This window comes from Pseudarthrobacter sp. NIBRBAC000502770 (genome assembly GCF_006517815.1).
GTDB classification, from domain to species: domain Bacteria; phylum Actinomycetota; class Actinomycetes; order Actinomycetales; family Micrococcaceae; genus Arthrobacter; species Arthrobacter niigatensis.
The window spans coordinates 2847589-2859432 of record NZ_CP041198.1 but is presented as its reverse complement, the minus strand read 5'-3'; the positions used below and the strand labels follow the sequence as shown (position 1 = coordinate 2859432).

10 protein-coding genes are annotated in these 11844 nt (G+C 56.4%); 4 read left to right on the top strand and 6 right to left on the bottom strand.

Annotated features, from left to right (window positions below; all coding sequences use genetic code 11):
* Positions 1 to 4: 4 nt before the first annotated feature.
* From NIBR502770_RS13725 to NIBR502770_RS13710, 4 genes are all read right to left on the bottom strand, one after another.
* Positions 5 to 370 (bottom strand): VanZ family protein, encoded by a 366-nt coding sequence (locus NIBR502770_RS13725; RefSeq protein ID WP_246857281.1) that lies wholly within the window; start codon positions 368 to 370, stop codon positions 5 to 7.
* Positions 371 to 704: 334 nt separating this feature from the next.
* Positions 705 to 1319 carry an LPXTG cell wall anchor domain-containing protein gene (locus tag NIBR502770_RS13720; protein ID WP_141182284.1) on the bottom strand — a complete coding sequence of 205 codons (615 nt, stop codon included), beginning with the start codon at positions 1317 to 1319 and terminating at the stop codon, positions 705 to 707.
* A 170-nt stretch (positions 1320 to 1489) separates the two neighbouring features.
* Positions 1490 to 3196, bottom strand: a complete 1707-nt coding sequence (locus NIBR502770_RS13715; RefSeq protein ID WP_246857280.1) for a DUF4012 domain-containing protein — start codon at positions 3194 to 3196, stop codon at positions 1490 to 1492.
* 201 nt (positions 3197 to 3397) lie between these two features.
* Positions 3398 to 4834 carry a sugar transferase gene (locus NIBR502770_RS13710; RefSeq protein ID WP_141182282.1) on the bottom strand — a complete coding sequence of 479 codons (1437 nt, stop codon included), beginning with the start codon at positions 4832 to 4834 and terminating at the stop codon, positions 3398 to 3400.
* Between the two features lie 366 nt (positions 4835 to 5200).
* On the opposite strand from NIBR502770_RS13710, the gene NIBR502770_RS13705 reads away from it, so the two are divergent.
* The 4 genes from NIBR502770_RS13705 to NIBR502770_RS13690 all read left to right on the top strand — a co-directional run bounded on the left by NIBR502770_RS13705 (position 5201) and on the right by NIBR502770_RS13690 (position 9703).
* A complete protein-coding gene (locus tag NIBR502770_RS13705; RefSeq protein ID WP_141182281.1) occupies positions 5201 to 6346 on the top strand; it encodes a glycosyltransferase in 1146 nt (381 codons plus the stop codon).
* 44 nt (positions 6347 to 6390) lie between these two features.
* Positions 6391 to 8277 carry a glycosyltransferase gene (locus NIBR502770_RS13700; protein WP_141182280.1) on the top strand — a complete coding sequence of 629 codons (1887 nt, stop codon included), beginning with the start codon at positions 6391 to 6393 and terminating at the stop codon, positions 8275 to 8277.
* A gap of 234 nt (positions 8278 to 8511) precedes the next feature.
* Positions 8512 to 8853 carry a helix-turn-helix domain-containing protein gene (locus NIBR502770_RS21885; RefSeq protein ID WP_141182279.1) on the top strand — a complete coding sequence of 114 codons (342 nt, stop codon included), beginning with the start codon at positions 8512 to 8514 and terminating at the stop codon, positions 8851 to 8853.
* A 46-nt stretch (positions 8854 to 8899) separates the two neighbouring features.
* A complete protein-coding gene (locus tag NIBR502770_RS13690; protein WP_141182278.1) occupies positions 8900 to 9703 on the top strand; it encodes an IS3 family transposase in 804 nt (267 codons plus the stop codon).
* Between the two features lie 75 nt (positions 9704 to 9778).
* Here NIBR502770_RS13690 and NIBR502770_RS13685 read toward each other — a convergent pair whose 3' ends face one another.
* Both NIBR502770_RS13685 and NIBR502770_RS13680 read right to left on the bottom strand, forming a co-directional pair.
* Entirely contained in the window at positions 9779 to 10792 is a 1014-nt protein-coding gene (locus NIBR502770_RS13685) for a glycosyltransferase family 4 protein (RefSeq protein ID WP_141182277.1), read from the bottom strand.
* Positions 10789 to 11820: a polysaccharide pyruvyl transferase family protein gene (locus tag NIBR502770_RS13680; RefSeq protein ID WP_141182276.1), complete on the bottom strand. Its 1032-nt coding sequence runs from the start codon at positions 11818 to 11820 to the stop codon at positions 10789 to 10791. The genes NIBR502770_RS13685 and NIBR502770_RS13680 overlap by 4 nt, the downstream gene beginning before the upstream one ends.
* Between the last annotated feature and the right edge of the window lie 24 nt (positions 11821 to 11844).

The window sequence follows — 11844 nt, the reverse complement described above, 5'->3', positions numbered from 1 at the left end:
CGTTCTATTGTTTTTGGGAGGCGCGTTGCCGGATGGCGGCGGGCCTCCCTTTTTGCATGGCCAGGAGTGCCAGCAGGGCGCCGATGACAGCGCCTGACGTGTTGGTCATGACATCTGACGGGCTTGCAAAGCGGCTGTGAAGAAACAGGAACTGTCCGAGTTCGATGCAGCCGGAAATGAGCATTCCGAAGGCGCCGATTTGCCACCATTTCTTGTTGGGAAATGCCAGGGTGGCAACGAAACCCGCAGGAATGAACAGGCCAACGTTGGCGGAGCGTTCCACAAAGTCGTAGTTAAACCAGGGGGGAATGCCGTAATGGTGGAGGAAATTCAACACGATGGCCAGTTGCCCTGAGACGGGCTGGTCCACGGGCGTCGGCCAGAAGGCAACAAGGGCCAATGGAACCACCATGGCCGCGAGGATGAGCTGCCACAGCCGGTGGTTATTGAGGATTCTCAAGTGGGCCTCAGGACGTCCGTAGAAGGGCGGAGGCGGCGGTGGCCAGGGCGCAGGCTGCGAGGAGAACGAGGAGGGCGTAGCCGAGCACTTGTGGGCTGGGGAGTGGGATAGAAAAGTCGTATTCGCGTGGTGCCCTGCGCCAATGTCTCCCCATAGATCAAATAGATACCACACAAAGCAAAAGGTGGGTGCATCTCCGTTTCCGGAAATGCACCCACCTTCGTTGGTGCAAAAAATACTGGGGCTAGGCAGCGACCTCAGCCTTGGCACGGCGGCGAACCACCACGACGGAGGTTGCACCTGCGGCCAGTGCGCCTGCGCCCACCAGAGTCCAAAGGACCAGGCCGGAGTCGGCGCCGGTGTTGGCCAGGCCGCCAGTATTGGCCAGCGGAGCGCCGCCGGTGGTGCCGGCAACAACGCTGCCGGTGTTTGCCAGAGCGGCCGCAACGGTGACCGTGACGGGACCAACAGTCACGCCTGAGGTTTCGCCGGTGGCGGTGATGGAGTAGGTGCCGGCCTCGTTGATGGCGATGGGCAGTTCAACAGCACCCTTCGCGTCGGCCTGAGCGGACAGGGTCTGTGCCTCGGCTACAACGTTGATGCGTGCAGCAACGGCACGGCTACCGGCGATGTTGGCGCCGTTCGAGGCAGGAGCCTGTCCGGGAGTAACGCGGATGATCAGTCGTTCCCCGGCGAGGAAGCCTTGGCCGCGGAACACGAAGGTTTCACCCGGTCCAACGGTGCCGTCGGAGACGGCGGCCTGCGGCGGAAGTGCTGGGTAGGTTGCGGCCATGGCAGGCGCGGAACCGATGAGTGCAATGGAGCCGGCCAGTGCGAGCGCGGCGAGTGTTTTCTTCATGTGTGTCCCCCCGGAGACGTTTAAGTTTTGATACCCGATTTTGGGGAAGTGTCCCCTCCGCACGAGACCATGTGCAGAACTACGGATAGATATCCCAGATAGAACGTACCATCCCGGATTGGTTGTAACCAACCTCAATCCAGTCGGTTTACATAGTGTTAACGCGACTGTCACTGGCCGTGATCACAGGACGCATTCTCCGTCGGCAGGATAACGTCCTTTACAGGCTGGACAGTTGGTGTGACAACCAGGTTAGGTTCCGTGTGCTGAACAATCTTCCCGAAGGTGAACTCAACCGTTTCGGTTTGGCCTGGTGTGAGCTGCTGGCCAACCACCCCTACTGGCCGGTTGGCGTGTAAGTAGGGGGCGAAAGTCGTCTTCTGTCCGTCGAGGCTGGCGGATTCGATGTTTGCTTGGACTGGTCCGTAGACGACGACATTTGTCCGGACAGTCCCTGGAGCAACGCCATAGTGACCACCGCCGGTAACGTATGAGGGCAAAGACTTCGCGGCATCTGCGGGCGCTGTGTTTGTGCTCACGATTCGAATAGCCGTTTCCTCGTACCCATCCTTGGAGCACTTCTTGATAAGTTGAACTGTTCGTTTGACGTAGTAATCCATCTTGGCGCCAGTTCCGTCGTTGAAGTACGTACCGAATTCGGCTGGTGAGACGCTTGGACCGCTGACGGAGCCACCCAATTTATAGGTTCCAATGATCGCCTGCTGAGCTGAGTTTGCGGACCACAAAGAGACCCGTCCCTCTTCGACACCTCGGGTAAGACTTGCCACCAACGATTTGGCATCACCATTCCCTTCCGAAAGGGCGCCGAACACCTCCTGGGCTACTCCCGCAAAGTAGGCGTCCTGCAGCTTCGGGTCCTCGATCTTAGCGTAGACGTCGGACAGGAGCGTAGAAACTATGTTCTCCTTTGTTAGGACGACAGGAAGTTTGCCCTTGGCCAGAGCCACTACCTGCGGATTGGTGACCTTGATCGGGCCGGTGGCATCCAAAAGATAACTGAAGGCCACTGGGTCGATGGAAACGACTCCGTCAAGACTCTCGCCGGTCTTTTGTTGCCACATGGCTTTTGCTGTAGCGGCTGCAGTGGGAAAATCAGGTGTTAAATTCACATCCTGCATGTATTTGCCGATACGGCTTGAGAAGATTTGTTGCTGTTGGGCCTCAACAGGAAGAACCGGTGTCATCGTTCCCAGTTCAGTAGCGGAGCTCTGTTTGCCGAGACGTAGTTTCCCTTGGTCGATGGTCAGTTCGGCGAGAGCACCCGGGATTCCGCCGGAAGCGCGTGTTTCAGCATTGTTTTGAATCATCAGCAGGTAGCGCTTGGACCCGTCTGCACCCAGCATATCTGGAGCAATTTGTGCGACATTCGCTGCGGTATTTAGTGCGGTGGTTGCTTGTTGAAGCTCTTCTCGCGCACTGTCGAGTGGAGCGGACACCTGTGGAAGCAGGTTATCGGAGTTAATGCTGTTCAGCCGGTCTGCCGAGGCAGCCACTGCATAGGCTGCAGATGACACTGTCGGAGCTGCGTTCTTTAGCGGAGCCAGATTGGATCCCGAAGATTTTGGAACAAGCTCTTTCCAGTCGAGAGAGTCGTAGATCCTCACGAGCGGAGCCATTCCCAAATGCGTAACGTCGTCAGCTGAACGGGCCACTTCTGTCACGGCCGAGAGATTGGGACCAATCCAAGGCAGCCCCGATGCGATGGTCCAAACGGGATCCTGGGCGGAGTTCTTTGCACTCTCGGTGTAATTTGCCATCTGATCGACAGTAGAAGCCGCACCGCCCGTATCGGATGAGGATATTTGGTGTTTCAGCTGCTGCACTAGGTTGGCTGCTGCTGACAAGTCTGCGTTCACCCGGGACGCTTTGTATGCGAGCCATGATGCCGCTATGACGAGAAGCAAGAGACAGCCAAGAAACCACACAAGAAGTCGGCGAATCCGAAGCTTACGGGACCGTTTCGTGGCCTCATTTCGATCAAGCCCCCGCGGACGTGATTCATGGGGTCCTGGCATGGGCGGATCCTTCCAGCTTGCAATAATTCGATATCTCAGTCATCAGTAGGCGCCGGTGCTCTGAAAGACAGCACGCGCGGTTCGCAACAGGATCACCATGTCCCCTGCTAGGGACCAGTTTTCGACGTAGTAGAGGTCCAGACGCACGGAGTCTTGCCACGACAGATCTGAACGTCCACTGACTTGCCAGAGTCCTGTCAGTCCAGGCTTAACCAGCAGCCGCCGACGCACGTCGTGTTCGTAGGCTTCGACCTCTCGAGGCAGAGGTGGGCGTGGGCCGACCAAGCTCATTGATCCGTAAAAGACGTTGAAGAGTTGGGGGAGTTCATCCAAGCTGTATCGGCGCAGGAACCCCCCGGCGCGGGTCACCCGCGGATCGCTCTTCATCTTAAACAAAACGCCGCTACCTTCGTTCCTGGTAGCGAGGTTGCTGAGTTGCGATTCCGCGTCCACAACCATCGAGCGAAACTTCAGCATTTTGAATGGTGCGCCTTCGATTCCTACGCGCTCCTGACGAAACAGGGCCGGCCCACGGCTGTCGAGCTTAACTGCGAGTGCAATGAGCGCCATGAGGGGGGATGCACACACAATCAGGACGCCGGACACAGCAACGTCGAAGAGGCGCTTGGCAACCCGTTGCCCACCTTCCAAGGTTGGTGTCGTTACATGGATAAGCGGAAGCCCGGCGACTTGCTGGGTGTGGATACGAGGACCAGCAATGTCAGTCAGCGCCGGGGCCATGATGAGGCCAACGTTCCGGGAAGCTAATTCCCAACCCAGGTGACGAAGAGTCTGCGGGTGCAACTGCACTCCGGCGGAAACAGCGACGGCATCAGCATTCGATTCGTCGATGGCAGCAAGTATCGACGGGATTGCGGGGTCTGAGCCAAGGACGGGCAGACCGGAGATGTCTGCACTGGTGTTCTTATCAAGACCACCAGGGGTATAGGCGGCGACTGGCAGATAGCCGGAGTGCCTCGCTCCCGCAAGCGTGTCGGCCAGATGCGCAACCGCGCTCGGGCCTCCCAGAATCATCAACCGTGACATGCTGAAGCCGCCCTGACGATCCACTGATAGGTGCTGCCGCAGCAGCCAGCGCGCCAGCAGCAGCCCAAGTAATCCGACCGGAAGCGCAATGCCGACGTAACCCCTGGCAGTGTCGATTCGAAGCACATATGAAACGATGGCTACTATCCCGAACAGCCAAAGTGACGCGGCTGCGACACGTTTGTATTCGTCTGCGCCCGAGCCCAAGATTCGACTTTGTCTGCTGTTCCATGCGCCGAGCATTAGCCACCACGCGATGACCAGAGCCACCGACAGCCCCATGTAGGAGAAGTCTTGTCCTTCGACGACGAGGTTCGGAGCAAAACCGAAGCGCACGATATAGGCACCAGAAATCGCCCACACTATTACGAACGCGTCGACGATACGCAGCCGTCGCGACGTTCGTTGACGCCAATCACGCGTTGTCCCCAAGTCAGTATCCCTACCAGTTCGTTAGTTAGGCCGGGAATAACCCCCGGCGTAACGATACAGCGAGCAGCCAGTCTCCCTCCATTTTTTCATGACGAGGAGTTGGGCTTGCGCCTAAGTAGGTCTGTATCGCATGTTCCCATCACTTCATGTGCCCAGGTTCAGGTTATGGTTAGCGGGACGAACAGAGCCGTGTCAGAAGCGCCGGATCTCAACGCGTGTTTGGGGTGTTTCGTCGGAAATCGATTTCCATCGATCCGTTACGAGCCTCGATGCGTGGCTACCCCTGATGAACGCCGTTTCGTACAGGAATGGTGTGTTCGGAAGGGACACGGCGCGAACTAGACGCCCGGGAGAAGATGGAACTGGATGAAGAGAACGACTGCCGCACCGCAAGACCGAACTGTGGCGATTATCGGAACTAGGGGGTACCCGAGCTATTACGGTGGATTTGAGACGGCAGTCCGTAAATTGGCTCCTTATCTTGCTGCTCGCGGTTGGAATGCCGTCGTCTACGGGCGACCCGGAGCCGCGCGGATGGACGATCCTGCTCGAGATTTGAGAGTCCAGTTGGTCGAAACAAAGGGACTTGAGACAAAGTCCTTAAGCACACTGACCTTCGGTTTGACCTCCGTGTTGCACGCCTGCATGCAAAAACCCGACGTCGCCATAATCATGAATGTTGCCAACGGGTTTTGGCTTCCCCTACTCCGGCTCCGAGGCATCCCAACCATTGTGAATGTTGATGGCATTGAGTGGGAACGCGCCAAATGGGGACGTCTGGCCAAAGGTGTGTTTAAACTGGGCGCGCATTTCACGGCTCGTTTTGGGACGACGCTTATAGCTGACTCCGTTGAGATTTCTAGGCGCTGGAAAAGAGATTTTGATAGAGAATCAACCTTTATTCCCTACGGCGGCGACATTCCGGCCGAGCTTCCGCTTGTGGATGGATTGAATCACCGAGGCTACGTACTAATTGTGGCGCGTTTTGTTCCCGAGAACTCGGTAGAAGAGTTCTTCGAGGCTGTACCGGAAATAGCCAAGAATTTTCCTGTTGTCATTGTTGGTTCGTCCGGCTATGGCGGTCCGCTCGATGATAAGGCCGAGGCGCTCAGCCTCAAACATGAAAATGTTCATTGGCTCGGGCACGTGAGCGACGATGCAAAATTGCTTTCACTTTGGCAACATTGCGGCGTCTATTTTCACGGTCACAGCGTTGGGGGTACGAATCCGGCCCTGGTGCAGGCCATGGCATGTGGTGCACCCACGCTTGCCCGCGACACTGTTTATAACCGGGAAGTGCTGGGTCCACATGGGAGGTTTACCGCAGTTGAGCCCAGAGACGTCGTTTCTTCAGTCTTGGAGTTAGCGGCGGATGTGAACTTACAGGCCGAAGCTTCCTCCAATGGACTGTCGCGGGCGGCGACAACCTATTCGTGGGCAAACGTGTGCAGGGCGTACGAGGAAGAAGCCGAAAAGGTACTTAGATCCCGTCACGTTCCTGCGCGGTCTTAGCCGTGCTGGGAAGATTTGTATTACTTTCTTCTAGGGGGAAATAGTTGCTTACGCACGTCGCCGCGGTCGTGGTCCATCACCGAAGCTATGCATCAGTGGGCGGAGTCGTTGACGCCCTGCTTATGCAGGGAGTGCTTCCGCAAAACATCCTGGTTGTTGACAATAGTGAAGAGCCTGAAAGACGAAGCGAACTTCGTGAGACAATAAATGCCGAAGTCGACTTGGAGTTCACTCCGAACAATGGATATGCGGCAGCAGTAAACCATTCCATAGCCCACTTTTCAAACCGGACGGTGGTGCCCGACTACCTTCTGGTCTCCACGCACGAGACGCAACCCGCCGCGGGTGCTGTCTCCGATCTTTATGAGGCCCTCGAGGGAAACCCGCGGGCGGCAGTAGCCGGTCCAACATTGATATCCGGAATTGAAGAGGAATACATATGGTCGACGGGAGGCTACATCGATCGACTTACTGGAGTGCCGGCACATTACGGCCATCGAGAAAGCCTGGAAATCCTCCACCAATACCATACTCCAATTCGACGTCAATGGCTCGATGGGGCATTCTTGTTGTACCGATGGAAAGAAATCTCAGAGCGCACGGTACCTGAAGGTTACTTCCTGTACATGGAGGAAACTGACTTGCACCTTACCCTAGGTAGGGATGGCTACGAGGTTCTTTGGGTACCTACTGCTAAGGTATGGCAACAATCGGGTGGAATTCCTCCTTATTTCTTTGCGCGGAACATCCGGCTTTTCCTTCGCGAGCATGGTGGCTTTCTAAGGGCGAGAATAGTGCCACCACTAATGGTGGCGCGAAAGATTGTTGCGGATGTAGTTCGCCGACGGGAGGTTGGCAGGACCAGAGATTATTTGCGGGGCCTATCATCGCCCCTTCCGCTGCCGGTTATGAAACCTCTCCTACCCGGCCGAGTACATATTATTAACCCGTTGGGTGCGGCATTGCTTCATTACGAGAATGAACTATGTAGTGTTTTACGTGAAACCGGGCATACGGTTTCTTCAACACGATTTCTCGAGCCGTCGGCCAGTAGACAGCATCGCCTAAATTGGCTGGCCAAATATCTGTCCATACTGCTTCGGGCCCGCTTTTTAGCGTCGGCGAGCAAACCAAGAATTATTGTTGTCTGGCCTGTACTTGGTTACTTGGATGTCGCTCTTGTAGGAATTCTTGGCCTGCGGAACGTTGCCGTGGTAGTACATGACCCTGTGCCTCTCGTACGATCCGTGGGCTATTCCAATCGGGCACGGCGGTTTGCCTCCATTTTCCAGAACCGGGTAGGAATCATTGCCCATAGTAATAAGGCGCAGGAAGCGATTGCCAGCGAGGATTTGCGCTTTAACGTAGATGTTCTGCCACACCCGATTCTGGATCCAGTCAGCAAGGGGAATTTAGGGCAACCTGCTGCTCCCATAGTTCGAGTCTTGGGCCAATACAAGGCCGACAGAGATATTCAAGCACTCCGGGCATTGGGGGAGGACCTCTCACGGACCGTAACTCTTGAGGTTTATGGGCGCGGATGGCCGGCCGTTGAGGGTTGGAGAGTAGTAGAGGGATTTGTTGACGAGGCGAGGCTAGACGATCTCCTGGCAGACAGTAGTGCCGTGTTAATTCCCTACAAGAGGTTCTTCCAGAGTGGCATCGCCATTCGAGCCCTGGAGGCCGGAACCCCCTTCGTCGGTCCTAGGGACAGTGTATTGGCTGAAATGGTCGGCGATGATTCCGCGCTCCTTGTGGACACAGAATCGAGGAGTTCCTGGCAGCGGGCTGTTGATCATGCGATAGCAGAGGGGCCCGAAGAAGCTTGGCGTGCCGCCAAGGGATGGCGCGAAGCGAACATTCGGGAATGGTCTGCATGGATGCAAAGAGGCAATTGGGTCAGCAATCCCATGCGCCAGGAGCGCTTCTAGAGGAGCAAAAGAGGGACCAGAGTCAATGTTGAACTGCTCCCCGGAAGTTGGCCTGAGAAATTCAGTTCTGACTTCCGGGGAGTATTTTTATGCATGCACGTAGTTCGTTGTCCGAAAGTCAGCGCGAGGCCGCTGTAGCGTGGTTCGAGAAGGGCATCGCAGATAAGGCGACGGCCAGCCTGCTGGGCGTGTCTCGCGGGCCGGTCAAGCGTCTCTATCGGCGGTGGAGGATGCATGGTCGAGGAGCGTTGGTGGCAAAGCCCACAAAACGTATGTACTCGTTCGAATTCAAGATCGCCTTGGTCGAACGGTTCACCGCGGGCGAGACTTCCCCGGATCTCGCTAGAAGCCGGATTATCCTCGCCTCGTCTGCTCGAAACGTGGGTGCGGGCATATCGTCGCGAGGGTGCCGATGCGTTGCAACCGAAGTCCAAAGGCCGACCCAGGAAGCCCGACTCGCCGCCGCCTGCGGAGCTGCCTGAACTGGAACGTTTACGGCGGGAGAACGAGCGGCTGAGGGCGGAAGTGGCTTACCTGGGAAAATTGCGGGCCTTGAGGGCGCAGGAACGACGGTGAAGGTCAAGGCCCTCATCACCCTCAAGGCTGACTTCCCCCGTCGGTCCTGCTGCAGGTCGCCGGCGTTGCCCGGTCGACGTTCTTCTATCACCAAGCCCGTCTCCTAGTCCCCGATCCGCAGAAGTCACTCATGGCCACCGTCACGGAGATCTTCGAGAAGAACCATGGCCGGTGCGGGCACCGCCGGGTTCATACCGAGCTGGTCAAGCAAGGGTGGTCGATTTCGAAGAAATCCGTGCTGAAGCTGATGCGTTCGCTGCGGCTTGTCTGCATGGTCCGATGGAAGAAGCGCTGCAACTCCCACCAGGGCGAGCAGGGCAGAGTTGCCCAGAAGCTGCTGAACCGGGAGTTCGACGCGGATGCCCAAAATCAGAAATGGGTAACAGACGTAACCGAGTTCAGCGTCGACGGCCGCAAGCTCTACCTCTCGCCGGTCATGGACCTCTTCGACCGGCAGATCATCTCCTACCGCGGTGGCCTCTCCCCGAACCTGGAGCTCACCAACGCCTCGCTGCGCGAGGCCCTCAGCTGCCTTGAGCACGGTCAGCATCCGCTCGTACATTTGGATCAGGGCTTCCAGTACCAGCACGCCTCCTGGTGGGCTCTCCTCGAGGGAGCCGGTGCAGGACAATCGATGTACCGCAAAGCCAATTGCTACGACAACGCAGTGAGGGAGGACTTCTTCGGACACCTCAAAGAAGAGCTCTTCCACCGGGTCCGCTTACTCAACACCGAAGCACTTACCACGGCACTGTACAAGTACATCCGCTGGTACAACACCGAAAGAATCTCGACAAAGCTCGAGGGCCTGAGCCCGGTGCAATACCGTGCTCAGGCCCTCGCGGGTTAGGCTCCAACATTCGGAGACCAGTTCATGTGCGTCCGGGCCCTCTTGCGCTCAATCGAATATTTGTAATGCGCCGAACTACTGTCGAATCATGCTAGACAAAAGCTGTGCCATCTTCTGAGTGGTGTGATGCAATTCCACCTTTTGGCGGCCTCGTATTCCCATCTCTGCGGCCTCCACAGGGTTACCCAAAAGTCCCAGTATTCCAGAGGCCATAGAACCGGCGTCCTGTGGTTTAACGAGTACGCCTGAAATGCCGTGCTCTACGTAGTCCGCCATGCCCTCTGTACCGCTTATGACCACTGGGCGGCCAGTTGCCATCGCCTCTAGCGCCACAGTCATCCCAGATACATGAACGTTTGGACGAGTTGCTACCGCCACTACAGAGGCGGCCCGGTAGTGCTGACGCAGCTCAGTGTGGGGCATCATAGGTAGTAATGTCACGCCGGGTGGCGCCGCCGTAGATGCCGTCGTTTGCACAGCCAACTCCACATCGGGTCGGATGCGCTTAACTTCTTCCAGAGCTTCGAAGAGTGTGGCTGAATCTCGATCCCGGTCACGTCCCACACTGAGAACAAGAGGTTTTTTTGGGTACTCGTATGGCGAGAAAAAATCTTCATCAATGCCAAATGGTAAAAAGAAGATGGGGGGCGCATCCCGGCCCAACCACGTGCGGAGGACTTCCTCTTGAGCGCGACTCAATACCCATAGTCCGTCAAACTTTGGAAGTATCCTACGGAGGATCATGTCCTTCCTATTGGTTTCCTGTCGGATTAGGCGGTCAGTAGCCCAGATGACCCCGGTATACTTTGCCGCGGAAGGCTTTTGGAAGAATAGTCGAATCGCGGTGTCTTCGTCCCAGGCGATTGCCGTCTGGTTGTTGTTCCCACGATGAAGGCTGGCGGCCAGCCACTTCAGCAAGGATTTTTGGTTCAGAGGTAGCGCCTCAGAATAGCTCGCTGGCTTGTCCATCCCTGCACTGACCTGATGAAGTCCATAAGGCCATCGGTCCGGAACCGATCCTTCGGCATAGGCTTTTTCCCACGCCCTTACGTCCCGGCCAGTTGCGTAGAGCACCTCGACTGTCCTCATGAGTTCCCCTTGGCCAGCAGGTCCCTGGCGAGTTCCAGCGCTTCAGGTTGAGAGGTAGCGAACCGAGCTGAAGGGAACTTGTGAGTGTAATCATTATAAATGGAGCTCACTTTGCCGTAGGAGTTATCTAATACGACGTGTGGAATTTCCATTAGGGAAGCAAGCACATGCGCATGTAACCTATCCGTGATGATAAGCCTGCGGTTGGCAAATTCTTGAACCCCCGCTTGGAGATTCATTCCGAGCATTCGCTCGTAAGAATGCGTCAGCAACTTGGCTGTCTGACGCGAATCTAGCAGCACGTCATTCTGACGCGCGATCCTGCCAGGAATCTTTGTTGCCTTCCATTTAGCACGCTCTAGACCCTTTAGACCCCAGTCTGCAACCTCAACATCCGCCATAGCACTGAGTTGTTTGGCAACGCTGGCAGTTGATCCTTTAGCCTCGGTATCCCTGCGAGCCAGGACGAGAACGCCTCGGCTCATATCCGAAGTTGGAATGTCCGGGCTCCAACCCAGTGCCATGTCTCGTACGAACACTTTTCGAACTGACGGGAGCAGTCTCTCAGCCCTTTCCATGGAGTTCTCATCACGCAACATGACGGTGAGGTCAGCGTGGTTACCAAAGATCCGGTCAGATGCTCGCGCTCGAACCGGCGAGTCGTAGTAGAGGGTCTGTGGAAGTTGGATGATCTTTCGGTCTGGGAAATCGCCAACTACGCGTTCTCGAAAGGCCTGAAACTTGGGCCAGACGTCCCCAAGATTACCGCCACCGTGAAGAAGGATGGCTCCCGCAGGAAGCATCTTCTTGAGTGCAACCGGGCTGTAGCGCTCGATGTCGCAGGTGTATCGAACTCGAATGCCCAAGGACTGCAGGTATGCTCGCTCACCGGCCCAGATCATCCCATCACCAACATTCATGTGTGACGGAAAATCAAGCAGCGCAACTTGGTCGATTCCATCTAGGGCATCAATTAGGGCTGTCTTGGTCTCAAGTCTGAAACCCGAAAGAACGGACTCAACTGTCATGCTCAATGAATATTCCTATCTCGA